20 protein-coding genes, 1 tRNA gene and 1 other RNA gene are annotated in these 25,214 nt (G+C 64.9%); 9 read left to right on the forward strand and 13 right to left on the reverse strand.

Going from position 1 to position 25,214, the window contains the following annotated elements:
• Positions 1-231: 231 nt before the first annotated feature.
• Positions 232-1,512, reverse strand: coding sequence for an MFS transporter (locus M1D40_RS11635; RefSeq protein ID WP_461168926.1), 1,281 nt, complete (start codon positions 1,510-1,512; stop codon positions 232-234).
• Between the two features lie 238 nt (positions 1,513-1,750).
• Positions 1,751-2,158: RNase P RNA component class A (gene rnpB, locus M1D40_RS11640), an RNA gene on the reverse strand.
• Between the two features lie 89 nt (positions 2,159-2,247).
• Between rnpB and M1D40_RS11645 the strand changes: the two genes are divergently transcribed.
• Positions 2,248-3,009 carry a YaaA family protein gene (locus tag M1D40_RS11645; RefSeq protein WP_461168927.1) on the forward strand — a complete coding sequence of 254 codons (762 nt, stop codon included), beginning with the start codon at positions 2,248-2,250 and terminating at the stop codon, positions 3,007-3,009.
• Here the strand turns inward: M1D40_RS11645 and M1D40_RS11650 are convergent.
• The 3 genes from M1D40_RS11650 to M1D40_RS11660 form a co-directional block, all read right to left on the reverse strand.
• Complete coding sequence (locus M1D40_RS11650; RefSeq protein WP_461168928.1) at positions 3,006-4,052, reverse strand: reverse transcriptase-like protein; 1,047 nt, start codon at positions 4,050-4,052, stop codon at positions 3,006-3,008. The two genes, M1D40_RS11645 and M1D40_RS11650, sit on opposite strands and share 4 nt — an antisense overlap.
• Positions 4,053-4,055: 3 nt before the next feature.
• Entirely contained in the window at positions 4,056-4,796 is a 741-nt protein-coding gene (locus M1D40_RS11655) for a zinc ribbon domain-containing protein (protein WP_341394843.1), read from the reverse strand.
• A gap of 71 nt (positions 4,797-4,867) precedes the next feature.
• Positions 4,868-5,845: a Nif3-like dinuclear metal center hexameric protein gene (locus tag M1D40_RS11660; protein ID WP_341394842.1), complete on the reverse strand. Its 978-nt coding sequence runs from the start codon at positions 5,843-5,845 to the stop codon at positions 4,868-4,870.
• Positions 5,846-6,042: 197 nt separating this feature from the next.
• On the opposite strand from M1D40_RS11660, the gene msrA reads away from it, so the two are divergent.
• The 3 genes from msrA to epsC all read left to right on the forward strand — a co-directional run bounded on the left by msrA (position 6,043) and on the right by epsC (position 8,249).
• Positions 6,043-6,567 (forward strand): peptide-methionine (S)-S-oxide reductase MsrA, encoded by a 525-nt coding sequence (gene msrA / locus M1D40_RS11665; RefSeq protein WP_461168929.1) that lies wholly within the window; start codon positions 6,043-6,045, stop codon positions 6,565-6,567.
• 108 nt (positions 6,568-6,675) lie between these two features.
• Positions 6,676-7,611 carry a cysteine synthase A gene (gene cysK, locus M1D40_RS11670; protein WP_341394840.1) on the forward strand — a complete coding sequence of 312 codons (936 nt, stop codon included), beginning with the start codon at positions 6,676-6,678 and terminating at the stop codon, positions 7,609-7,611.
• Between the two features lie 53 nt (positions 7,612-7,664).
• A complete protein-coding gene (gene epsC, locus M1D40_RS11675; RefSeq protein WP_341394839.1) occupies positions 7,665-8,249 on the forward strand; it encodes a serine O-acetyltransferase EpsC in 585 nt (194 codons plus the stop codon).
• A 94-nt stretch (positions 8,250-8,343) separates the two neighbouring features.
• Here the strand turns inward: epsC and gndA are convergent, their stop codons facing one another.
• A complete protein-coding gene (gene gndA, locus M1D40_RS11680; RefSeq protein WP_461168930.1) occupies positions 8,344-9,780 on the reverse strand; it encodes an NADP-dependent phosphogluconate dehydrogenase in 1,437 nt (478 codons plus the stop codon).
• Positions 9,781-9,856: 76 nt separating this feature from the next.
• Positions 9,857-10,876: a serine hydrolase gene (locus M1D40_RS11685; RefSeq protein WP_461168931.1), complete on the reverse strand. Its 1,020-nt coding sequence runs from the start codon at positions 10,874-10,876 to the stop codon at positions 9,857-9,859.
• 502 nt (positions 10,877-11,378) lie between these two features.
• Here M1D40_RS11685 and M1D40_RS11690 point away from each other — a divergent pair.
• Positions 11,379-12,773 carry an NAD(P)-binding domain-containing protein gene (locus M1D40_RS11690; protein ID WP_461168932.1) on the forward strand — a complete coding sequence of 465 codons (1,395 nt, stop codon included), beginning with the start codon at positions 11,379-11,381 and terminating at the stop codon, positions 12,771-12,773.
• A 74-nt stretch (positions 12,774-12,847) separates the two neighbouring features.
• Here the strand turns inward: M1D40_RS11690 and M1D40_RS11695 are convergent.
• The 4 genes from M1D40_RS11695 to M1D40_RS11710 all read right to left on the reverse strand — a co-directional run bounded on the left by M1D40_RS11695 (position 12,848) and on the right by M1D40_RS11710 (position 14,960).
• Positions 12,848-12,920 (reverse strand) — tRNA-Val (locus M1D40_RS11695).
• 84 nt (positions 12,921-13,004) lie between these two features.
• Positions 13,005-14,054, reverse strand: coding sequence for an NAD-dependent protein deacetylase (locus M1D40_RS11700; protein ID WP_461168933.1), 1,050 nt, complete (start codon positions 14,052-14,054; stop codon positions 13,005-13,007).
• Complete coding sequence (locus tag M1D40_RS11705; protein WP_461168934.1) at positions 14,051-14,479, reverse strand: redoxin domain-containing protein; 429 nt, start codon at positions 14,477-14,479, stop codon at positions 14,051-14,053. Before M1D40_RS11705 ends, M1D40_RS11700 begins: the two co-directional genes overlap by 4 nt.
• A 61-nt stretch (positions 14,480-14,540) precedes the next feature.
• On the reverse strand, positions 14,541-14,960 hold the full coding sequence (locus M1D40_RS11710; RefSeq protein WP_341394833.1) for a DUF3052 domain-containing protein: 420 nt from the start codon (positions 14,958-14,960) through the stop codon (positions 14,541-14,543).
• A 429-nt stretch (positions 14,961-15,389) separates the two neighbouring features.
• Between M1D40_RS11710 and aceE the strand changes: the two genes are divergently transcribed.
• Positions 15,390-18,044 (forward strand): pyruvate dehydrogenase (acetyl-transferring), homodimeric type, encoded by a 2,655-nt coding sequence (gene aceE, locus M1D40_RS11715; protein ID WP_461171058.1) that lies wholly within the window; start codon positions 15,390-15,392, stop codon positions 18,042-18,044.
• 180 nt (positions 18,045-18,224) lie between these two features.
• Here aceE and M1D40_RS11720 read toward each other — a convergent pair whose 3' ends face one another.
• Together M1D40_RS11720 and M1D40_RS11725 are read right to left on the reverse strand one after the other, a co-directional pair.
• Positions 18,225-19,706: an HNH endonuclease signature motif containing protein gene (locus tag M1D40_RS11720; RefSeq protein ID WP_461168935.1), complete on the reverse strand. Its 1,482-nt coding sequence runs from the start codon at positions 19,704-19,706 to the stop codon at positions 18,225-18,227.
• Between the two features lie 394 nt (positions 19,707-20,100).
• Positions 20,101-20,796, reverse strand: coding sequence for a FadR/GntR family transcriptional regulator (locus M1D40_RS11725; protein WP_461168936.1), 696 nt, complete (start codon positions 20,794-20,796; stop codon positions 20,101-20,103).
• A 181-nt stretch (positions 20,797-20,977) separates the two neighbouring features.
• Between M1D40_RS11725 and M1D40_RS11730 the strand changes: the two genes are divergently transcribed.
• The 3 genes from M1D40_RS11730 to M1D40_RS11740 are packed head-to-tail and all read left to right on the forward strand — an operon-like array spanning position 20,978 to position 25,134.
• Positions 20,978-22,339, forward strand: coding sequence for an SLC13 family permease (locus M1D40_RS11730; RefSeq protein WP_461168937.1), 1,362 nt, complete (start codon positions 20,978-20,980; stop codon positions 22,337-22,339).
• A 57-nt stretch (positions 22,340-22,396) separates the two neighbouring features.
• Positions 22,397-23,626 (forward strand): CaiB/BaiF CoA transferase family protein, encoded by a 1,230-nt coding sequence (locus M1D40_RS11735; protein WP_461168938.1) that lies wholly within the window; start codon positions 22,397-22,399, stop codon positions 23,624-23,626.
• On the forward strand, positions 23,623-25,134 hold the full coding sequence (locus tag M1D40_RS11740; RefSeq protein WP_461168939.1) for a carboxyl transferase domain-containing protein: 1,512 nt from the start codon (positions 23,623-23,625) through the stop codon (positions 25,132-25,134). Before M1D40_RS11735 ends, M1D40_RS11740 begins: the two co-directional genes overlap by 4 nt.
• The last annotated feature ends 80 nt before the right edge of the window (positions 25,135-25,214 follow it).

The following is a 25,214-nucleotide window of genomic DNA, read 5'->3' on the forward strand; positions in this document are numbered from 1 at the left end:
AGGCACGTATCGGAGAACTGGCTCAAAGATCTTCACATCCTTATCTCAGCCGGCACTGCTCTGTGCCGGTTGGTCAGGCCGCTGCGCCCCGGGGTGCTGCTGCTGGTCGCTGCAGGGCCGCGGCGTGCGACGTGTGTCCCGTGGCTGCGGATATCCCGCGCCACGGTCCCTCCAAGTGTATTAGGACACACGTGACCCATTCGCACGTTGCAGGAGATGTTTGTCACACTGCTAGCGGCTCTCGGCGGCGGTTTCCAGCGGGACGGGCTCCAGCTCCTCCAGGTGCCTGATGCTGCGGAGCGGACCGAAGGCGGCTACCAGCGGAGCCAGGACGGCGACTGCGAGACCGGCGGCGATGGCGCCCCGGACACCCAGCGGGCCCACGAGCGCTCCGCCGATGACGCCGGCAACGGCGAGCATTCCCCACGTCACCATCCGCGAAGCCGACCCAAGCCGGCCCAGCATCTGCGGCGGGCACACCCGCTGGCGGAAGCTCGTGGCGACCACCACGTTCATCGCGATGGCGAATCCGGCCAGGAACAGGCCGGCAAAGCCCGGAAGCAGACCCCAGCCGGGGGTCATCAGCAGCAGCGACGAATAGCCCAGCACTGCGGGGACCATGGAGAAACGCCAGACCGTTCCCGATCCCCAGCGGTGGGTGGCCCGTTTCACCGTGAGCCCGCCGAGGGTGCCGCCCAGGGCGGTGGAGGCCGTCAGGAACCCCAGCACCGCTCCGGACTCCCCCAGTGTGCGAACCACGAGGATCACCATCAGTGATACGACGATGGCGCCCCCCAGGTTCCACAGCGCACCGGCCAGAAGGATGGTCCGCAGTGGTGCCGTGCTGAAGCTGTAGCGCAGCCCGTCGCCCATGTCGCGGAAAATCCGGTTTCGGGAGTTCGGTGCGGTCGCCGGTTCGGAAACCTTCAGCGTTGCCACGGAAACCAGTGACGCCCCGGAGGCCGCAACCTGCAGCAGGAGCGAATTAGAGGCTCCCCAGGCTCCCGTCAGCCAGCCGCCCAAGCTGCGCCCGACGGCGTCGGCCGAGGCCGCGGAACCGGTCATCAGCCCGTTGCCTTCAATGAGTTCTTCCCGCGGTACGGCCCGCGGGAGCAGCGCCGACTCCGCCAGCATGGAGAAGACGGCAGCCAGTCCTGAGAGGAAGGACACCGCAAACAACTGGGTTACGGACAGGCGGTCCATCCAGAACGCCACCGGCAGGGACAGGAGAACAATGATCCTCAGCACCAGTGCGGCCATCACTACCGGTTTGCGCCGGTAGCGGTCCACCAGGGCGCCGATCGGCAGTCCAAACAGCAGCCACGGGAGGAAACCCATGCCGGAGAGGGCTGCCACGGCAAAGTCGGATGCGTCCAGCTCCACGGCCGCGATCAGGGGAAGGGCCACTGCTGCCACCGATGTGCCGAAAATTCCCGCGGTTGATGAAATCCACAAGGCACGGAAATTCGCGTTGCGGACCACCAGCGGTCTGCGTTTTGTCGGTCTGGACATGTGCACAGACTAGTCCGGGCGCCTGCTGCGATCCGTTAATTGCGACAGTCTTTCGCTAATCCTGTGGAAAAACCGGTCCCAACGGGACGGCACTGTTGCCCTGAAGGAATCTGCGGGCAATATCGGCGCTTTGCAGGTACCGCGTGTCGGTGAACAGCGTGCCTGTACACAGACTGCTCGTATATGGTGCGTTGTCTTCGTATAGCGCGTTGTCTAGGGCGCGCTTAGCGCAAGTTTAGGGACGGGCTGGCCGATAAGCCGGGTTTTGTGTCCCCGGACCGTTACCGGACCGGAGGCGGCAATCATCCATCTAGGAACGCCGTTGCCGGCGCCCTCAAGCGGCCTACCCGAACACATCGGGCGAGCAGCCCTCAAACGTGTTCTGTATGGCCTTGCTCCGGGTGGGGTTTACCTAGCCGTTCCGGTCACCCGGAACGCTGGTGGTCTCTTACACCACCTTTTCACCCTTACCGAAAGACAGTGTTCCCGCAAAAGGAACACTGCCGGCGGCGGTTTCTTTTCTGTGGCACTGGCCTGCGGGTTTCCCCGAGTGGGCGTTACCCACCACCCTGCTCTGCGGAGCCCGGACTTTCCTCGGCGGAATCTTTTCGAAAAAAGGAACCGACGCGATCGCCTGGCCAACCCGTCCAGCCTCAATGCTACCGCCTCCGCACCGGTCCCCCGGTTCCGCGGACTCCGGCCGGCGGCTGCCCCGTCCTCGCGTAGGATTAATCGGTGCTGATTCTGCTACCGCCCTCCGAAGGAAAAACGCCGGCGATCACCGGTTCCGCCTTTGATCCCGACAAGCTGCATTTCCCCGGGCTTACGGATGCCCGAAAGCAGGTGCTCGCCGCCCTGGCCGATGCCAGCAGCGCCGACGACGCCCACGGCGTCCTGGGGGTCGGCCCCTCGCTGGCGGCGGAAGTCCGGCGAAACACCGTGCTTCACGCGGAGCCGTGCGCGCCGGCCCACAGCATCTACACGGGTGTTCTGTACGACGCCCTGGGGTACGCGGACCTGACACCGGACCAGCAGCGCAGGGCCGACGCCGCCGTCGTCGTCATCTCCGGGCTGTGGGGCGCCCTCGGCTTCAGCGACCCGATTCCGGCGTACCGGCTTTCCATGGCCGTGAAACTGCCGGAGACCGGCAAACTGGCGTCTTTCTGGAAGAAGCACCTGGGTGAAGCCTTGGGCGACTATGCCGCCGGACATCTGGTGGTGGACTGCCGGTCCAGTACCTATGCGGCAGCCTGGGCGCCGGAACCGGCCAAAGCCGCGGCGGTGAACGTTTTCCAGGTCCGCAACGGCAAACGCACCGTGGTGTCACACTTCGCCAAACACACCCGCGGCGAGCTCGCACGGCATCTGCTCACCCGCAGTGGCAGCGATCCCGCCACCCCCGAAGAGCTGCTGGCTGCAGCCCGGGAAAAGTGGGAGGCGGAACTGGTGCCGGCGACGGCCCGCAAGCCGTATCAGCTGAACATCGTCCTGCCCTAGCTGTCCGGGTCCTGGTCCGCCACCAGCTCCACTTCGAAACCTTCGGCGTTTTCCAGATAGGCGGCGTAGTGGTTCTGCCCGCCCGCGTGCGGATGCTGATCGGCAAAGAGCAGCGTCCAGCCGTGGCTGGCTGCCCGGCGGACCAGCAGGTCCACCTCAGCCGGGGCCCCGGCCCGGAACGCGAGGTGATTGACGCCGGGACGCCTGCGCTCATGCGCGGCCTCCAGCACGTCAGGTCCGGCTTCCACGACGACGTAGCTGTCAGCGCCCTGCCACTTCGCTCCGCTGTCCCAGGCGTCGGTGCGCCGGTAGCCCAGCCGTTCCAGCAGCCAGCCCAGCGACGCTTCGGCTGCGGGAAAGTCCCGGACCCAGATTTCGGTGTGGTGAAGCCGGCCGGTTGGCACCGGAGCTTCCCCGGCTGCTTCTTGTGCTGTTGTCTCAGCAACTGCGGCACCGGGCTTTTCTGCTGCCGCACCGGCGGATCCGTTCGGAGCGCCGGCGAAGGCCGCCCCGCCGTCCAGCGCCAGCCCGCCCTTGTGGACCCAGGGGACTCCCGCCATGCCGGCGTCCATGGCCTCATTGGAGAGCCGGTCGGCGTCCTTGTTCAGTTCGCGCGGGATCCACTGGTACTTCACCCGGCGCGGGTTGACGATCCCGCGTGCCTTGGCAGCCAGGCGCTGCATGTCCTCATGCTTGATCTTCCAGCGCCCGCTCATCTGCTCCACAACGAGCTTGGAGTCCATCTTGGCGAGGATCCAGCAGTCGGGATCGATCTGGTGGGCCATTTCCAGCGCGGCCAGCAGGCCGGAGTACTCGGCCACGTTGTTCGAGGCCTTTCCGATGTACTCGGCCTTTTCGGCCAGGATGGCTCCGGTGTCCGGATCCCGCACCAGTGCGCCGTAGCCGGCGTGTCCCGGGTTGCCGCGGGAGCCGCCGTCGGCCTCCACAATCAGGGTTCGCCGCGGCTTTCCGGCGCCCGGGCCGGCCGAACCGGTGTCTTCAGGCGCGTCAACAGCAGCGTCGGACGGGTCAAACAGGGTCACGGATCAGCTGCCCCACTCGGCGGAACGCACCAGGATGCAGCCGGAGTCCGGGCAGAACACAATGTCGTCCTCGGCGGCGCGGCGGATGTCGGCGAGGTCTCCGGGGCTCAGCTGCATGCCTGAACCTTCGGAGGTTCCGTTGAACAGCCGGGCAGCGCCGATGCCGTTCTTGGCCAGGGTCTTCTCGTAGACCGCCAGCAGTGCGGGGTCAAAGGTGTCGGCCAGTTCAGCACGTTCGGCGACGGCGGCAACACGCTCGGCTTCGATTTCCGCCAGCTCGGCGTCGCGGGCTTCCTCCAGTACGGCAACCTCGGCGTCCAGGGCCCGGGCCGCCTGCCGGAACTGTTCCTCGGCGGCCTTCGCCGCCTCCAGGCGTTCCATGACTTCCAGCTCCACGTCTTCCAGATCGGAACGCCGGCGCTTCAGCGACTCCATTTCGCTCTGCAGCGCGGTGAGCTCCTTGGAGCTGCCCTTGCCGCTGTCCAAGTGGTTCTGGTTGCGGTCGATCCGGGCCACCACGGAGGCGACGTCGGCTTCGGCACGGGTGAGTTCACGGGTGACATCCGCTGCCTCGGTGGATGCGGCCACAAGCTTGCTCTGTGCCGCAGCCCGCTGCAGCCCGAGGTCCGCAATGGCCGAGTTGTCGCTGACGCTGCGAGCCCGATTCCGGAGTTTGCGAATATTACTGTCCAGAGCCTGCAAATCGAGCAGCCGCAGCTGCTCCGCCGACGATGCTTTTGCCACCGAAAAACCTCCACCTATGACCGGACCAACCTGGCCGGTTCTTCCCCCCTAGCCTATGCCAAGGGCGCAGGTCAGTTCAGCCCGGGGGTCAGCACAAAGTCCCAGGGATCGGTGTTGGTGCCGCTGATCCGGATCTCGGCGGCGAAGCCCTGATCGTTGAGGACATTCTCCAGGGCATTGGCTGCGGGGGTCAGCCACAGCCATTCACTGCCGAAATGGGAAACGTCAATGAGGTAGGGCCGTCCGTTCACGGCGGCTTCACGGGCCTCGGATGCCGGGTGGTGGCGAAGGTCAGCTGTGACGTAAACGTCAGCCTGGTGCCGCCGAACGGCGTCGAAAAGGCTGTCACCGGCGCCGCCGCAGACGGCGACGCGGCGGACGAGGCCGTGCGGATCGCCGGCCACGCGGACACCGCCGGCAACGGCGGGCATGATGCTGAAGACCAGTTTGGCAAAGTCCGCGAGGGTGGTGGCGTCGCTCAGGTCGCCCACGCGGCCAATGCCCTCCTCGGGCAGGCCGTCCTCGGCCGGAACCAGGGGTTCAACGTTTCCGAGGCCGAAGGCGTCCGCCAGTACGTCGGACACTCCGCCGACGGCGCTGTCACCGTTGGTGTGCACGGTCAGCAGGGCGCAGCCGCCTTCGATCAGGCGGTGGACGGCGTCGCCTTTGAAGCCCGTCCCTGCCACCGAGTGAACCGGCTTCAGGAAGAGAGGGTGATGGGTCAGCAGCAGGTCCGCACCCCACTCGAGGGCCTCATCGATCACCTCGGTGGTGGGGTCCACCGCAAACAGAATGCGCTGCACGGGGCGGGATGGCCGTCCTGCCACCAGGCCGACGGCGTCCCAGCCCTCGGCCAGGGATTCGGGCCAGAGTTCTTCGGCCGCCAGCAGGACGTCGCCCAGTGTCGGAACGGCGTGGAGCGCTGCTGCTCCGGGTTCCCCCGGAGTCTCCGACGCCGGTGCGGTGTCCGGTGCTGCCGTGGCCGTTACTGCCGGGTCCGTTCCCGGTGCCGCCGGTTCGCTGCCTTCGGCGGGCTTGTCTGTTTCCATAGTTTCAGTTGTACCCGCTCGGCTATCCCTGCTCAATTCGGCCGCGCCGTACGCCCGGCCTTCCCTTCCTCCCCGCTCCCCCGCCGCTCCCCCGCTGCTGCCCGGCTGCTGCCGGCTGCTCCGCCGCCTGCCGGACCGGCCGGTCATGCATTGACGGGCCGGGAATTCTTCCGGGCGCGCATGCATTGATAGAGGGTATGAAGACCTATGTACTTGGCGGAGGCTGCTTCTGGTGCCTCGATGCCCTCTATCAGAAAACCCGCGGTGTCACCGAAGTGGTGTCCGGCTACACCGGAGGGCACACCGCCCGCCCGGACTATTACAGTGTCTGCTCGGGAACCACGGGCCATGCCGAGGTTGTTGCCGTCACGTTTGACGAAGACATCATTCCGACTGAAGTGATCCTGGACATGTTCTTCATCTCGCATGATCCGACCACTCTGAACCGTCAGGGCTACGACGTCGGCACCCAGTACCGGTCCTCGATGTTCTACTCCGACGAAACCCAGCGGGAGGAATTCGAGAAGGCCCGGGACCGCGCCAGCGAGCACTGGGACAATCCGATCGTGACGGAAATCTCCCCGCTGCCCGAGTTCCACGTAGCGGAAGCGGAACACCAGGATTTCTATGCCAAGCACCCGGAGCAGGGGTACTGCCAGGTGATCATCAACCCTAAGCTGGCCAAGGCGCGGAAATATTACGCCGAATGGCTTGACAACTGACACTCCCCCGTGGTGGGCGATAGGCTGGAGCGGGCACCGCTGCAGGTATTTTCCACCGGCGTTCGAGCCGCAAGACTTCCAGACACTCCAACGGATTGAGGACAAACCATGGCACGGATTTACGACGACGTGACGCAGCTGGTCGGCGGCACGCCGCTGGTGCGGCTGAATCGGCTGACGAAGGGCCTTGACGCTGAAGTTGCCGTCAAGCTGGAGTTCTACAACCCCGCCAACAGCGTGAAGGACCGCATCGGCGTGGCCATTGTGGATGCCGCTGAAAAGGCCGGCGCCCTGAAGCCCGGCGGCACCATCGTTGAAGGCACCTCCGGCAACACCGGAATCGCCCTCGCCATGGTTGGCGCAGCCCGCGGCTACAAGGTCATCCTGACCATGCCGGAGACCATGTCGACCGAACGCCGCGTCATGCTCCGCGCCTACGGTGCCGAGATTGTCCTGACGCCCGGTTCTGAAGGCATGCGCGGCGCCGTGGACAAGGCCAAGGAAATTGTTGCGACCACGGAGAACGCCATCTGGGCCCAGCAGTTCGCCAACGCCGCCAACCCCGAGGTGCACCGCCAGACCACTGCAGAGGAAATCTGGGAAGACACCGACGGCAAGGTGGACATCTTTGTTGCCGGCGTCGGCACCGGCGGAACCGTCACCGGCGTCGGGCAGGTCCTGAAGAAGCGCAAGCCGGGCGTTCAGATCGTGGCTGTGGAGCCCAAGGACTCGGCCATCCTCAACGGCGGCTCCCCCGGACCGCACAAGATCCAGGGCCTGGGCGCCAACTTCGTCCCCGAGGTGCTGGACACGGACATCTACGACGAGGTCATCGATGCCTCGATCGAGGATTCCATCACCACCGCCCGCGCACTGGGTACGCAGGAAGGCATCCTTGGCGGCATTTCCTCCGGAGCCATCGTCTGGGCCGCCCTGGAGCTGGCAAAGCGGCCGGAGAACGCCGGTAAGCTGATTGTCGCCGTCGTCTGCGACTTTGGAGAGCGTTACATCTCCACCGTGCTGTACGACGACATCCGGGGCTGAGACCCGCAACCCGCCCGGGTCCTGACCGGATCCACCTGAGCAGAAAGTCCTCTGTGAGCCTGATTGCCCGCCTGCGCGAAGACCTCGACGCCGCCGCTTCCCACGACCCGGCCGCGCGCGGTTCCCTTGAGAACATCGTGGTCTACTCGGGGCTTCATGCCATCTGGATGCACCGGCTCACGCACAAGATGTGGGCGCGTCCGGGACTGCGTTTCCCGGCCCGGGTGCTCTCCCAGATGACCCGCTTTGCTACCGGCATCGAGATCCACCCCGGGGCCACCATCGGGCGGCGCTTCTTCATTGACCACGGCATGGGCGTGGTGATCGGTGAAACTGCCGAGATCGGCGACGACGTCATGCTCTACCACGGGGTAACGCTCGGCGGGCGTTCCCTGGCGCGGATAAAGCGGCACCCCACCATCTGCGACGGCGTGACCGTTGGTGCCGGGGCAAAGATCCTGGGGCCGGTGACCATCGGCAAGAACAGCGCGGTCGGTGCGAATGCCGTTGTGGTCAAGGATGCTCCGGCCGATTCCATCATCACCGGAATTCCCGCGCGCTGGCGCCACCGCCACGTCAAGGAAACGCAGCCCGCGGTGGATCCGGCTGAATACATCGATCCGGCAATCTATATCTGAGCTGGGTTTCCGCCTCCGGGCATGAAAAGGCCGCCGGCACCCGAGGGTGCCGGCGGCTTTTTAGCGCTGTGCAGGAGTAGTGCCCGATTCGTGCTTAGTGGGTGTCCACAGCGGCAATTTCGGAGCGGTCCGCACCCCAGAGCGTGTGGAACGTGCCGTCATCGTCAACGCGGTGGTACGTGTGGGCACCGAAGAGGTCGCGCAGGCCCTGAGTCAGTGCGGCGGGCAGGCGCTTGCGGCGCAGTCCGTCGTAGTAGGCCAGGGAAGAGGAGAAGACGGGCACGGGGATGCCCAGCTGGACTGCAACGGACACCACGCGGCGCCAGGCCGGCAGAGCGGCAGCTATGGACTCGGTGAAGGCCGGTGCCAGCAGCAGGTTTGCCGGAGCCGCATCGCCGGCGTAGGCCTTCATGATGTCGTCCAGCAGTTCGGCGCGGATGATGCAGCCGGCTCGCCACAGCGAGGCAATCTCGTCCAACTTCAGGTCCCAGCCGTAGGTCTTGGCGGCAGCCGTGAGCATGTCGATGCCCTGGGCGTAGCTGACGAGCTTGGACGCGTACAGCGCCTGCCGGACGTCTTCCACGAAGGTTTCCGGCAGTTCCACGGTGGACTCGCCGCCGGCAAGGATTTCCTGGGCTTCTTCGCGCTGGCCGCGCTGCGAGGACAGGGCACGGGCAAAGACCGACTCGGCGATGGCGGATACGGGCGAACCCAGATCCAGGCCCGAGACAACGGTCCAGCGTCCGGTCCCCTTCTGCCCCGCCGAATCCACGACGACGTCGACAAACGGCTTGCCGGTGCGAGCGTCGGTGTGGGCCAGGACCTCGGCGGTGATTTCGATCAGGAACGAGCTCAGCTGGCCGGTGTTCCATTCGGTGAAGATCTTGGCCTGTTCGGCCGGTTCGATGCCTGCAGCCGAGCGCAGCAGATCATAGGCTTCCCCAATGACCTGCATGTCGGCGTATTCGATGCCGTTGTGCACCATCTTGACGAAGTGGCCGGCGCCGTCGGTGCCGATCCAGGTGCAGCACGGATCGCCGTCGTACTTGGCGGCAATCTTCTCCAGCATCGGACCCAGGGAGTCGTAGGATTCCTTTGAGCCGCCGGGCATGATGGACGGGCCCAGCAGGGCACCTTCCTCGCCGCCGGACACGCCGACGCCCACAAAGTGCAGGTCCTTTTCGGCCAGCGCAGCCTCGCGGCGGCGGGTGTCCTCGTAGTGCGAGTTGCCGGCGTCGATGACGATGTCGCCTGCTTCCAGCAGCGGCACCAGCTTCTCGATAACAGAGTCAACCGGTGCCCCGGCCTTGACCATGATCAGGACGCGGCGCGGCTTTTCCAGCGAATCGACCAGTTCCTGCAGGGATTCGGTGCGGATGAAGTCGCCCTCGTCGCCATGGGCGGCCAGCAGTGCATCCGTCTTCTCGATGGACCGGTTGTGAAGGGCCACGGTGTACCCGTTCCGGGCCAGGTTCCGGGCCAGGTTTGCTCCCATTACTGCCAGACCGGTGACGCCAATTTGTGCGCTCAAGTTTTCTCCAGGATTCTTCGGGGCCCCAGCCAGGGGCGCGGCGATCGGCGCTCACCCGCCGTCTTCACCCTCCAGCCTATGCTTCCGGGCCGCCGGCCCGCCACACGGTGCTGTCCGTGTCGCCCGTGGCTGTGCCGCTGGGGTCCGTGCCTGGGTTGGTGGTTCCCATGCCTGGATTGGTGGTTCCCGTGTCGGTGGTACCCGTAGTTTCAAAAGAGTTGATGACAGCGGCCACGTCTTCAACCACTGACACTCCCTCCTCCATCGCGGCGGTCCCGGAGGTCAGCACCACAACCGCGTATTCGGAACCGCCCGCGCGCACGAAGCCGGCGCTTCCCACGTTCCAGGACCGGTCATCGTCCTGCAGCCACCCGTTCTTCACGGCAATTTCGGCGCCGCTTTCCAATAGTCCGGCGTTGATTCCCCAGTTCTGGCTCTCCTCCACGTTTTCCATCAGTTCGACGGCGTAATCGTGCAGGTCGCTGTTGATCCAGTCCACGCCGTCGAGCAGCGCCCGGGCAACCTTGAGCTGGTCCTCCACCCCGGTCTCGTTCGCACCCCAGATCTCGGTAGCGGGCGTCTGCGATATGCCAAGCAGCTCGTATGTCAGAGACAGCTCCCCGGCACCGCCGACCGACTCATAGAGAGCAGTGGTGGCGTCATTGTCGCTGTATTCGATCATCATCACGGAGAGGTATTCCTCTTCCAGCGTCAGTTCCCGCTGTTCCTCCGTTGCCTGCCTCAGCAGCGTCAACAGGATGGGGACCTTGACCAAGCTGGCTTCCAGATAGCTCGCCCCGCGGTTGTAGTACCAGGACCTGCCGGTGTCGGTCTCGTAGACTGCGGCGGAGAACTCGGCACCGGTTCCGGACGCGTACTCGTTCAGAGCATCATTGAGCTGGTCTGCTTCCTGCTCCGGCAGCTCGCTGGACGGCGCTGCCTTCGCGGGCGGCTCAGCTGCGGCATTGACCTGTTCTGTTGCCGATACCCCGGCGCAGCCAGCGGTAAGCGGAAGCAGCAGGGCAGCAGCAGCTGCCAGCGTGCGCCGGAGGACCGGACGCCGGCGGAAAAAAGTACGTGACGTTTCCGTATGCAAAAAGCCTGCACCCCCTGTTCCTGTCTGGTTTCGTGCCGTTATTCAGGAATAGCAGCGGAGCCTGTCCGCCAACTGTGTGCCCCACCGATATCCGGCTCATATCCCGGCCGGCCGCAAGCAACCGGTGGCCAACTTCACCATTTGGGGCCCGGAGAACTCTACCCGCTCCATCGGCCAACACTGATTCGGGGTCCTTCAGCCCTGCCGCTTTTGACTTGCCCGGGTAGAACTGATTCGGTAGCAGGACGGCCGGCCGGCGCCACGGGCCCCGGGCTGGCCGTACGCAACCTGTGCCGGAACCCCGCTCTTGCCGGTTCCAGCCGGAACGACTTGCCGCCCTTTTCTCCTGACGGATCTGATTCCGGGCGCTGCACTTCCGCTTCGCTGAACAGCAGTACCGACCATCGGTGCTGCTGATGTTTGCGCGTCCGCGCACCGCTGCTCCCCCTCCTCCGGACCGGGAACGCCACCGCGGCACCGGGGCCCCGAACCAAGGAGACAAATGACACAACGGGTAGGAATCATTGGAGCCGGTCCCAGCGGCATGGCGCAGCTGCGGGCCTTTGAGTCGGCACGGAAGCTCGGAGCGGACATTCCGGACATCATCTGCTTTGAGAAACAGGCAGACTGGGGCGGGCAGTGGAACTACACCTGGCGTACCGGGCTGGACGGGGCCGGGGAACCGGTGCACTCCAGCATGTACCGGCATTTGTGGTCCAACGGGCCCAAGGAATGCCTGGAGTTCGCCGACTACACCTTTGACGAGCACTTCGGCCGCCCCATTTCCTCCTACCCTCCGCGCGAGGTCCTCTTCGACTACATCAAGGGCCGGGTGGAAAAGAGTGACGTGCGCAAGTATGTCCGCTTCAATACCGTGGCCCGCTGGGTCACCTGGAACGAGGCCGCCGCCGAGTTCACAGTGCAGGTCGAAGACCTGGAAACAGGGAACACTGAGACGCATGTCTTCGACAAACTGGTGGTAGCCACCGGGCACTTCGCCAGCCCCGTTGTGCGGGAGTTTGCCGGGATCAATACGTTCCCGGGCGAGGTCCTGCACGCCCACGACTTCCGCGGGGCCGAGCGCTTCGGCGGGCGCAGCGTCCTGATGATCGGCAGCAGCTATTCCGCGGAGGACATCGGCTCGCAGGCCTACAAGATGGGCGCCAGCTCGGTCACCATCAGCTACCGCAGCCATGAACTCGGCTACGACTGGCCCGAGGGCATCGAGGAACGTCCTCTGGTGACCGGGTTCAACGGCCGCACCGTTTCTTTCCTGGACGGCACCACGCGGGACTTCGACGCCGTCGTGCTGTGCACCGGGTACCGCCACACGTACCCCTTCCTGCCCTCGGAGCTGTCCCTGGTCTCGCGCAACGTCCTCTACCCCGGGAGCCTGTACAAGGGCGTCCTGTGGCAGGAGAACCCCAACCTGATCTATCTGGGCATGCAGGACCAGTACTACACGTTCAATATGTTCGACGTGCAGGCCTGGTATGCCCGTGACGTGATGATGGGCCGGATTGAGGTACCTTCCGCCGAGGTGCGCGCCGCGGACATCGCCGCATGGCTCTCTGCCCAGGATGCCCCTGAATCGCATGATGACGAGGCCGATTTCCAAAGCGCCTACGTCCGGGATCTCATCGACCGGACCGACTACCCCAACTTCGATCTGGACGCCGTCTCCGAGCTGTTCAAGACCTGGATGCAGGAAAAGAAGCAGGACATCATGGGCTACCGCGACAGGGTCCATCAATCGATCATCACCGGCACCATGTCGCAGCCGCACCACACGCCCTGGATCCGGGCGATGGATGACAGTTTGGAGGCCTACCTCGCGCCGGATGCAGGACCGGCTTCCGTTTCGGAGCTTCCGCGGGAAATCCAGGCTATTCGCTAACCGGGTACAGACAGCAGAAAACCCCGCCTTCCGGAGCCGGAGGGCGGGGTTTTCTTTGTACCGCTTTATTGCGGTGGGTCCTACCGGGATCGAACCGATGACATCCACGGTGTAAACGTGGCGCTCTACCAGCTGAGCTAAAGACCCTTTGTGACCGTTATGCCTTTCAAGTTCTCCTTGATCAGCGCCGCATCACGAGGAATTACTTTACCGGACGTTTTGGGAAATTACCTAATCAGAGCTTCCAAGCCCTGCCTGCCTGCGGGGCTGAGCCGGCAGGTCGGGCAGCTCGGACGCCAGATATTCCAGCGCGGTGGCCACCCCCGCCTCAATTTTCAGATCGGCGAGGTCGTCTCCGCGGGTCCATCCACGATTGATGATGACCACCGGTTTGCCGGTTTTGTGGGCATGCTTCACGAAGCGCAGCCCGCTCATCACGGTCAGCGACGAACCTGCGACCAGCAGTGCGTCAGCTGCGTTCAGCATGGCGAACGCAGCCGCCACCCTGTCCCGGGGCACGTTCTCGCCGAAATACACAAAGTCCGGCTTGAGCATGCCTCCGCAGACCGGACAGTCCGCCACGACGAAGTCCTCGGTGTCCGCAACGTCAGCATCCGCATCGGGGGCGATGTCGCCGTCGAGCCGGGTGCGCTCCAGAAACCCGGGATTCAGCTCTTCGAGCAGCCGGGACACGGTTTGGCGCGAATAGCGGGTGCCGCAGTCCAGGCACAGCACCCGGTCGAAGCGCCCGTGCAGGTCAACGGCCAAGGCACTGCCGGCGTCGGCATGCAGCCGGTCCACGTTTTGGGTAATCAGGCCGGTGGTTAGTCCGCGGCGTTCCAAGCGGGCGACGGCGGCGTGTCCGGCGTTGGGTACGGCGTGCCGCAGATGGTGCCAGCCAACGTGGTTTCGGGCCCAGTAGCGGCGGCGGAGTTCGCTGTCGCCCACGAATTCCTGGTAGGTCATGGGTTTGCGCGGCGGCGCTTCAGGTCCCCGGTAATCGGGGATTCCGGAGTCCGTGCTCATTCCGGCACCGGTCAGGACAGCCATCCGGCGGCCGCTGAGCAGATCGACGGCACTGTGCAGCTGCCGCTCTTCTTCGGGCGTCGGCGCCGGAGCGGAGGGCGGTGCGGGCTGGGACCGGACAAAGCCGGTGAGCCCCAGGCCGGGCCGCGTCTGCTGTGCGGAAGGCGATCCCGAGGCCGATTGGCTGGGGGCGGGCGATCCCGGCGCGGACGATCCGGAAGTTGGGCCGGGGTAGGGCTGTGGTGCGTGGGTCATTCCGAAAGCATCTCCTTGAGCGCGTCCAGATAGGCCTGCAGCGGGCGGGGAGACCCCGGATCCGACCGGATCTCCGCACGAATCAGGCCTCTGCCATCGATGATAAACGAGGCTCGGACCGGGCGGCCAAGGTCGGCATCAAATGCTCCGTAGGCGTCCGACACTGCGCCGTGCGGCCAGAAGTCAGCCAAGAGGTCAAAGGTGTAGCCGCGCTGCTGCGCATAGGCACGCAAAGCGTACTTGGAGTCGCAGGAGACGGCCAGAATCCGGGCACCGGTAAGGGCAATCTCCTCCGCGGCCCCCTGCAATTCATCCAGCTCGCCGGTGCACACCCCGGAAAAGGCGAAGGGATAAAACACTACGACGACGGGCGTTCCCCGAAGGGACGACAGAGCAACGGGCTCGCCGAACTGATTGGGAAGCACAAAGTCCGGAGCCGGGTGCTGCCAAACAGCTCCCGGTTCCGGACTTTGAGGCAAACCGGTGCTACTTTTTGCGGCGGGCGACCAGGCGTGTTGCGGCCCAGTCACTGCTTACTGCCGCTGATGTCGTAACGTGCAGGCCTGCTGTCGGAGCGGCCTCTTCGATGTCTGCAGGCGGGACGTACCCTACCCGTCCTGATTTGGGGGTCAATACCCAAACAACGCCGCCGTCGTCGAGGGTGGTGATGGAGTCAACAAGCGCGTCCACCAGGTCCCCGTCGTCGGCCCGCCACCAGAGGATTACGCCGTCTACAACTTCGTGGTCCTCTTCCGTCAGGAGCTCGCTCCCTACCAAGTCCTCGAGGCCGTCGCGGAGGTCAAAATCGACGTCCTCGTCGTAACCGAATTCCTGAATCAGGTCTTGGTCTTTGAAACCCAATCTTTCCGCCACGTTCTTATCCGTGACGGCTTCGGCCTCGCTCACTTCACTCCTCCTGGTTGACTGCATAAATACAAGGGAATCACATATTTGGGCGAGATGTGGTGTCTAGGACACAAGCCAACACCTTTTGTCCGGAACCTACAAGGTTCTGCGGGCAAGCTATCGCATGTGCAGGTGCGTCCCGCGCATGGACGGCAATGAGCGGCCCGGCGGCTGCCAGCCGTTAGCGAACGGGCTACGCAACTGCCGGTCTGCGGGACTAGAGTGGATCAGAGAGGCTCCGGAGGCACCAGCATCCGCGCAGCCACCGTGATCGTCCGGTGACGAAACCGGATCCCCACAGACGTAATTCGTGCAGACACAATCTGTACATGAGAGAGGTTTGCCGTGGCCGCAGAAGACACAACGGACATCCTGAGCGGGTTGACCAACCAGCTCCCGGACCGTGACCCCGAGGAGACCGCGGAATGGATGCAGTCACTGGATGAACTGATCCGTTCCCAGGGCACCGAAAGGGCCCAGTACATCATGCGTTCGCTGCTCCAGCGCGCCGGTGCGCAGTCGGTAGGCGTACCCATGGTGACCACCACTGACTATGTCAATACCATCCCGGTTGACCAGGAACCGGAGTTCCCCGGCGACGAGGAAGTTGAGCGTCGCTACCGCGCCTGGCTGCGCTGGAATGCAGCCGTTATGGTGCACCGCGCCCAGCGTCCGGGAATCGGCGTCGGCGGACACATTTCCACCTACGCCGGTGCAGCCACCCTGTACGAAGTGGGCATGAACCACTTCTTCCGGGGCAAGGACCATCCGGGCGGCGGAGACCAGATTTACTTCCAGGGTCACGCCTCCCCCGGTATGTACGCCCGCGCTTTCCTGGAAGGCCGCCTGTCCGAAGAAGACATGGACGGGTTCCGGCAGGAAAAGTCCCGCGAGGGACACGCGCTGTCCTCGTACCCGCACCCGCGGTCGATGCCGGACTTCTGGGAATTCCCCACTGTGTCCATGGGCATCGGCCCGATGAACGCCATTTACCAGGCGCAGTCCAACCGCTACCTGCAGAACCGCGGCATCAAGGACACCTCTGACCAGCACGTCTGGGCCTTCCTGGGCGACGGCGAAATGGACGAGCCCGAATCGCGCGGCCTGCTCCAGCTTGCCGCGAATGACAAGCTGGACAACCTCACCTTCGTCGTGAACTGCAACCTGCAGCGCCTCGACGGCCCGGTGCGGGGCAACGGCAAGATCATGCAGGAACTGGAAGCATTCTTCCGCGGTGCCGGCTGGAACGTCATCAAGGTCGTCTGGGGCCGCGAGTGGGACTCGCTCCTCGAGAAGGACCAGGACGGTTCGCTGGTGGAGATCATGAACTCCACCCCCGACGGCGATTACCAGACCTACAAGGCCGAGAACGGCGGGTTTGTCCGCGAGCACTTCTTCGGCAAGACTCCGGAGACCAAGGAACTGGTCGCCAAGCTGACCGACGAAGAAATCTGGAACCTGAAGCGCGGCGGACACGACTACCGCAAGGTCTACGCGGCCTACAAGGCAGCCATGGAGTTCAAGGGCAAGCCGACCGTTATCTTGGCCCACACCGTCAAGGGCTACGGCCTGGGTACGCACTTCGAAGGCCGCAACGCCACGCACCAGATGAAGAAGCTGACCCTGGATGACCTGAAGGCCTTCCGCGATCACCTGCGCATCCCCATCACGGACGAGCAGCTCGAAGCTGATCCGTACAAGCCGCCGTACTTCAACCCGGGTGCTGACGCTCCGGAGATCAAGTACATGCTGGAACGCCGCCGCGAACTGGGCGGCAACGTTCCCGAGCGCCGCGTAAAGCATGACCCGGTGCACCTGCCCGGCGAGAAGGCCTACGAGGTTGCCAACCGCGGTTCCGGCAAGCAGATGGCGGCCACCACCATGGCCTTTGTCCGTCTGCTCAAGGACCTGATGCGGGACAAGGAGTTCGGCAAGCGGATTGTGCCGATTATTCCGGATGAGGCCCGCACCTTCGGTATGGACTCGTTCTTCCCGACGGCCAAGATCTACAACCCCAAGGGTCAGAACTACCTGTCCGTGGACCGGGACCTCGTCCTGGCCTACAAGGAGTCCCCGCAGGGCCAGATTGTGCATGTCGGCATCAACGAAGCCGGTTCCATTGCGGCCTTTACCGCTGCCGGCACGTCCTACGCCACCCACGGCGAGCCGCTCATTCCGGTCTACGTGTTCTACTCGATGTTCGGGTTCCAGCGCACGGGCGACTACATTTGGGCAGCCACCGACCAGATGGCGCGCGGCTTCCTGATTTCCGCTACCGCGGGACGGACCACCCTGACCGGTGAGGGCCTGCAGCACGCTGACGGCCACTCCCCGATTCTGGCCTCGACCAATCCGGCCGTGAAGACCTACGATCCGGCCTACGGGTACGAAATCGGGCACATCGTCCGCCACGGCCTGGAGCAGATGTACGGTCCGGATTCCAAGGATCCGAACGTCATCTACAACCTCATGGTCTACAACGAGCCGATCCTGCAGCCCAAGGCTCCGGAGGATCTCGACGTCGAAGGCATCGTCAAGGGCATCTACCTGCTGGCTCCGGCAAAGATCGATGGTCCCCGCGCCCAGCTTCTCGCCTCCGGCGTTGCTGTGCCGTGGGCCCTGGAAGCCCAGAAGATCCTGGCCGAAGACTGGGGCGTATCTGCCGATGTCTGGTCCGTGACGTCCTGGAATGAACTCCGCCGCGACGGCCTGGCCGCCGAGGAAGAATCATTCCTGCATCCCGATGCCGAACCCCGCGTGCCGTTTGTCACCAAGCAGCTCGCCGGAGCCACCGGACCGATTGTTGCCAGCACGGACTACATGAAGGCCGTTCCCGACCAGATCCGGCAGTTCGTTCCGAACGAATTTGCCACCCTGGGCGCCGACGACTTCGGTTTCGCGGACACCCGTGCCGCTGCACGCCGGTACTTCAAGATTGATTCGCACTCCATGGTCGTTCGGACCCTGGAAATGCTCGCCCGCCGCGGCGAGGTTGACGCCAGCGCGCCGACCGAAGCGATCAAGAAGTACGACCTGCTCAACGTGAATGCAGGAACGTCGGGCAACGCCGGCGGCGACGCCTAAGCGCTACACGGTCTCCTCATCGTAGGAGGACGAGCTCGTAGGAGCGCAGAAGAGAACCGCCGCATTTGCGGCGGTTCTCTTCTGTTTAAGCGTCCTGACTCACTCCTGTTGAGGCGTTCTGACTTTTTCTGTTGAGCCTGACTCTTTCTGTTGACCTGTCCTGACTTTTCGCCTTCCCGGTTAGAAGGGCGGCGGATCGGAACCGTAGTCGTCCTCATTAACCGCACCTGATGAATCCACGACTGATGGTTCGGCACCGGCCAGGGCTGCCGGGTCTTTGACTCCCGGAACGCCGGGCTCCCCCTGCGGGTCCGCCCCACCCCGCGGAAGGGCGAGGTCTGGTTTGGTGCGGTACTTTCGTCCTCCCGGAGAGGTCCACTCAATAATCCCGGGACTGGGCTGGCAGGCTTTCCAGAATCCTTTGGTTTTGAACATGTGGTGCCGCCGGCATAAATGCTCCAGGTTGTCGTGATCGGTGGGACCGCCCTGCGCCCAGGGTTTGGTGTGGTCGATCTCGGAGATCACCGCATTGGTCCGGCAGCCCGGGAACCGGCACGTCCCGTCACGGACCCGCAGCAACTGCTTCAACCCGTCCGGTACTTTCCGCCGCTTACCCACCCGCAGGATCTCCTCAGTCTCCGGGTCCCGCTCCGCCGGCGTCCACGTCGCCGCCTCGCGGGCCATCCGCCGGGCTCTTTCGGGGCTGATCGGCCCATACCCGACCAGTTCCGCAGACTGGTCATCGGCTCCGAAGAGAGTTTCAGCGGTGATCAGGACCAGGATCTCCGTCCGGGCCCTGGAACCATGACCTATACGGCACGACCCGGAACCGGCACCATCCTTTTCGCCGGTTCCGGAACCGGAGCCGGGCTTTCCACCGATGGTCCTGCCGGAGCTGGCCACCTCATCCCGCCTGCCGTCTTCGGCGGCGCCATTCCTGCCGCCCTTGCTGCCGTCGCGGCCACCGCAACTGCACTCATGCTCATGACCACCCAAAAGGTCCGCCACGATATCCGCCCGCAACTGATCCACGCTCCCCGTATCTCCGGCCGCCTGCTCACCCCGGGCCGCAACACTGAGCCGGTGATAAATCCCCTGCGCAGTCTCCGCCGGCAGCATCGCCGAAAACCACGACATACCGTCAGGCTCATGACGCACCCACACCGACCGCCGATCAAAAGCCGTCCGCTGCCGCTCAACAATCGTCTGCGGATACTGACTCTCCCTCAACCGCCGAGCCTTCACCCGGAACTGCGCCTTCGTCTGTCCCGCAGCCAAACCCAGCAGCTTCGCCTCAAACACGGGCACATCCGCCGGAGCAATCCCCACACACTGCTCCAAAACCGTCTCGGCATGCCCGTAACTGATCTCCCCGGCCTCCAGACTCCCCAACGTGGCAGTGTTGGCGGTGCACAGATCACCGGCCCGGCTCATCAACGCCGTTCCGGTACCGGTGGGAACCCCCAGAATCGTAGCCGCTTCCTCGGCTGCAAGACTGAAGGCCATCTCGGAATCCGGCCGGCCGGAAACGAACATGCTCTCGGACTCGTAAATGTTCTGCATCCGGGACAGGACCTTCGCCTGCTGCGCCTGAACCCACCGGCCCAGCACATTCAACCGCGACAACACGGCACCGGTTTCTTCCTCGTTCAGGCACTCCACGTTCCGAAGGGCCAGAGCCCCGGTAAACCCGTCCCGGCAACCAGGCCCGGACTGTTCAGCAGAGTCATCAGAAGCCTCCGGACCGGGCCCGGCAACAAAGACCGACAGGCTGCACGCTGCTGCCTGTCCGTTATTAGTGCCGGGACTAGTGCCGGGAATAGTGCCGGTTCCGGGGCCCGTCGAAGATCCGTTCTGATCCATGACCTCAGGATTTCACCCGCCACCGACATTTCCAGCTCTACAACAGACCAAAACAGGCCCAAACCGGCCCTATTGTTGACGGCCAAATACCCGTCTTTTCTGCGGAACTACTGATGCCGCATCAGTGCGAAACAAGCAGTCGGCAGCCTGCCGCAATGACCTGCTTTCCTGCCGCCCTTTCTGCCGCAATGACCTACATTGCGGTTTCGGAGACCAGATCGATATGGGCCTGCATGGCCTCTGCCGCGGCTTCCGGATCCGACGCGCGGATAGCGTCCGCGATGGCACGGTGCGACTCCAGCGAACGCTCCGGCCGGCCGGGCTGCCCCAGGGAAGCGAGCCGTGTTTCCCGAACGAGTTCGGAAATGAACGTCATCATCGACGCGAGAATGGATGAATGGGCCGCTGCGGCCACTGCCTGGTGAAAGAGTTCGTCGCCCTCGGTGCCCCGGCTGCCCTCGGCAATCTCAGCGGACATCACCTCTAGGGCGGCATCGACGGCAGCCAGGTCCTCCGGAGTCCTGCGCTCTGCTGCGAGCGCCGCCAGCTTCACTTCGAGGGTGCTGCGGGCTTCGACTATCTCCGGCATGCGGTCACGATGTTCACGCAATTCGCGCAATACGGACGCCACACTCGGCCGGTACACCAGGACGGCACCGGTCCCGTGCTGGACATCGATCACGCCGAGCACCTCCAGAGCCACCAGAGCCTGTGCCAGCGTGGCACGGGAGACTCCCATGCGCTCGGCAAGGTCCCTCTCGGCCGGAAGCAAATCGCCGGGCCCCAGTCCGGTCGAGGAGATAAAGCCCAGAAGCTGCTCCACCAGCCGCTCGTACAGCCGGGGCCGGGAGACCCGGACAAAACCTTTGCCGTCACCGCTGCCGGACATGGCAACCTCCCTCTAGCGTCCACCGGGCGTCCGCGCGGTCCGACATGAGTATAGCCAGCAATTGACAAAGAGACCCAGAGTCTAAGAGGCTAGTCCAGTGCCAGTGTGGCGTGCATCACTGCCACACTCCGCCGCCGGCACCGGGATGTGCCGGCACCTTCGACGACGTAGGGAACTTTAGATGTCCGCTCCAATCCTCTCCATCCTGATATTGGTGGCCATGTTCCTCCTGGCCACGGTGCTGCCCCTCAATATGGGGGCGCTTGCCTTTGTGGGGGCCTTCCTTCTGGGCTTTGTCTTTCTAGGCATGAGCACGGACGACATTCTCGCCAACTTCCCGGGCGGCCTGTTCCTGACGATTGTCGGCGTTACCTATCTCTTCGCCATAGCGCAGAACAACGGCACCATTGACCTGCTGGTCCGTGGAGCGGTCCGGATGGTCGGCAACCGGGTGGCACTGATTCCGTGGATCATGTTTGCCATCACGGCCATCATCACCGCCGTCGGCGCCCTGTCTCCCGCCGCCGTCGCAATCGTTGCCCCGATCGCCCTCGGCTTCGCTGCGAAGCACAAGATCAACCCGCTGATGATGGGCATGATGGTGATCCACGGCGCGCAGGCCGGCGGCTTCTCCCCCATTGCCGTATACGGGGTCACGGTCAACGGCATCATTGGCGAAACCGACCTGGAGTCCAGTCCTCTGGCCGTGTTCCTCGCCAGCCTGCTCTTCAACACGTTAATTGCCCTGATCCTGTTCTTTGTCCTGGGCGGCAGCAAACTGCGCAGCGGCACGGTGGGCGGCTTCGTGGAAGAGGTTGCCCAGGCCCGGATGAACCTCAGCTCCGCCGGCCGCACCGACGTCGCCTTCAAGGGATTCGGCTCCGACATCTACGGTCCGCGCGACCCCGCCGGAGACGGAATCCAGGCCACCAAGACCCGCAGCGAGCTCTTTCCGCAGATCGTCACGATCGCAGGCCTGATCGCCCTCGCCGTGATCGCCCTCGGTTTCAAGGTCGACGTCGGCTTCGTCTCCATCACCATCGCCATGATCCTGGCCCTGGTTTCGCCGCAGGCCCAGAAGGGTGCAATCAACAAGATCAGCTGGACCACGGTCCTGCTCATCTGCGGCATGCTCACCTTCGTGGGCGTGCTGCAGGAAGCGGGCACCGTGGAATATGTGTCCGACGCCGTGGTCGGCCTGGGCATGCCCCTGCTGGCCGCCCTGCTCATCTGCTACATCGGTGCCGTTGTCTCAGCCTTCGCCTCCTCCACTGCCATCCTTGCGGCGCTGATTCCGCTGGCCGTGCCCTTCCTCGCCTCGGGTGAGATCGGCGCCGTCGGACTCATCTGCGCACTGGCCGTGTCCTCCACAATCGTTGACGTGTCGCCGTTCTCGACCAACGGTGCACTGGTACTGGCGAATGCACCGGAAGGCATGGACAAGGACCGCTTCTACAAGCAGATTCTTGGCTACAGCGGAATCGTTGTTGTTGTCGGACCCCTGGTGGCCTGGTTGATCATGGTTGTCCCCGGCTGGCTCTAGGCCCCCGACCCTCCCGGCACCGCCAACACCGCACTACCGCTACAGAAAGAGACTCCCATGAGCACCACCACCACATCCACTTCCCGCGGACCGCTGGACGGATACCTCGTCGTCGACCTCAGCCGCGCCCTGGCCGGACCCCACGCCGGCATGATGCTCGCCGACCTCGGCGCACGCGTGATCAAGGTCGAGACCCCCGGCACGGGCGATGACACCCGCAGCTGGGGCCCGCCCTTTGTCGGCCCCGAGGACGACCAGCAGGCCACGTACTTCCTTTCCTGCAACCGGAACAAGGAATCCATCAGCCTGGATTTGAAGTCCGACGACGGCGTTGCGGTGCTCAGCGACCTGGTCCGGCGGGCGGATGTCCTGGTGGAGAATTTCCGGCCCGGAGTCCTGGACCGGCTCGGCTTTTCCCCGGAGCAGCTGCATGAGCTCAACCCCCGGCTTGTCATCCTGTCCATCAGCGGGTTCGGCCACGACGGCCCGGAGGCCACCCGCAGCGGCTACGACCAGATTGTCCAGGGCGAAGCCGGACTGATGTCACTGACCGGTTCCGGCCCCGAAGACCCGCAGCGCGTGGGTGTCCCCATTGCCGACCTGCTTTCCGGAATGTACGGCGCGTTCGGCCTGCTCGCGGCACTGCTCGAACGCGAACGCACCGGCAGGGGCCAGGTCGTCCGCACCTCGCTGCTCGCCGCCGTCGTCGGTGTCCATGCCTTTCAGGGAACGCGCCACACCGTTGCCGGAGAGGTTCCCGAAGCCCAGGGCAACCATCACCCCTCCATCGCCCCCTACGGGCTCTTCTCCTGCCGGGGCGGCATGGTCCAGATCAGCGTGGGCAGCGAAAAGCTGTGGGAGACCTTTGCGGCGGCGTTCGGCATTGACACGTCCCGCCCGGAATTCGCCGGAAACGCGCAGCGGGTCCGCAACCGGCAGGCCGTGATCGACGCCGTGGAGGAAGCCTTCGCCGATTTCGACGCCGAACCGCTCCTGGAGAAGCTGCGGGCCGCAGGCATCCCGGCCGGCAAGGTGCGCAGCTTGGACGAGGTGTACGAGTGGGAGCAGGTCCGCTCCCAGGGCCTGGTGATCGACGTCGAACATCCGGTCCTGGGCAAAGTCGCCCTCCCCGGCCCGCCGCTGCGGTTCTTCTCCGCAGCCGAGGGCACCGAAACGACCAACCGGGAACATCAGGCGCCGCCGCTGCTCAACCAGCACGGAGCCGACATCCGCAGCTGGCTGGACAGCACCCCGGCGCCCGCCGCAGACCGGAAAGCACAGGCATGAGTGTCGGCACCAGGCCTAAGCGGCTGAACGCCCGCGGGCTGCTGGACCTCGTGGTTGATCCGGGTTCATTCCGTTCCTGGGACTCTCCGGTGGCGTACACCGGGCACAGCGACGCGTATGAGGCGGACCTCGCGGCAGCCCGGGAGAAGACCGGCGAAGACGAATCCGTGCTGACCGGCGAAGGTCTGGTGCGGGGCCGCCGGGTGGCACTGGTTGTCTGCGAGTTTGGATTCCTGGGCGGCTCCATCGGAGTGGCCGCCGCAGACCGCCTGACCGACGCCGTCGAGCGGGCCACCCGTGAAGGCCTGCCGCTGCTGGCCGGACCCGCGTCCGGCGGAACCCGGATGCAGGAAGGAACCCTCGCCTTCCTGTCCATGGTCAAGATCACCGCGGCGGTCCGGGCCCACAAGGAAGCGGGCCTGCCGTACCTGGTCTACCTGCGCCATCCCACCACCGGAGGCGTCATGGCCTCGTGGGGGTCACTGGGGCACATCACGGTGGCCGAACCCGGAGCCCTGCTGGGCTTCCTCGGCCCGCGCGTCTACGAGGCCCTGTACGGAGAACCCTTCCCCGAGGGAGTGCAGACCGCGGAGAACCTGCAGGCCCGCGGCCTGGTGGACGCCGTCCTGCGGCCTGAAGAACTCGCCGAAACCGTGCACCGCGCCCTGTCCATGCTGCTGCCAGGCGACGGCGGCACCGTACCCGCGCCGCCTTCCCTGGGCAGTGCGCCGGAGGCGGTTCAGGCGTGGGAGTCCATCACCATTTCGCGCAATCCGGACCGGCCCGGGGTGCGCCAGCTCCTGCACTTCGGCGCCTCCGACGTCCTGCCGCTGAACGGAACCGGGCAGGGCGAGAAGGATCCGGGGCTGCTGCTGGCGCTGGCACGCTTTGGACAGACCTCCTGCGTGGTGCTGGGCCAGGACCGGCAGCGCGGTGCGGAGCAGCCAGCGCTGGGGCCGGCTTCCCTCCGGGAAGCGCGCCGGGGCATGCGGCTGGCAGAAGAACTCAACCTTCCCCTGCTGACCGTGATCGACACCGCCGGCGCAGCACTGTCGAAGGAAGCGGAGGAAGGCGGCCTGGCGGGTGAGATTGCCCGCAGCCTCAACGACCTGGTGGGACTGGACTGTCCAACAGTCTCGGTCCTGCTTGGCCAGGGCGCCGGCGGCGGAGCGCTGGCCCTCCTGCCGGCCGACCGAACGGTGGCCGCGCAGCACGCCTGGCTCTCCTCGCTGCCCCCTGAAGGTGCCAGCGCCATTGTGTATCGCGACACACTGCACGGAGCGGAAATGGCGCAGGCGCAGGGCGTGACGGTGTCCGCGCTGGCGGCCCACGGCATTGTGGACCACATAGTTCCCGAGGAGCCCGACGCCGCCGCGGAAGCCCCGGACTTCTGCCGCCGGATGGCGAAGGCAGTGGAATACGAGCTGGCTTCGCTGCGCACCGGACCCGCGGCCGAGCGGCTGGCGCGGCGGACCGAGCGGTTCCGCAAACTCGGGTCGGTGGGCTGAACCCATACCCCGAGTTGTAGCCTTCGCACAAAATGGTGCTTGATCGGCGGACCCCGTAAGCTCTGCTTATGCCAGTGACT

It is taken from the genome of Arthrobacter sp. Z1-15, from assembly GCF_054792395.1.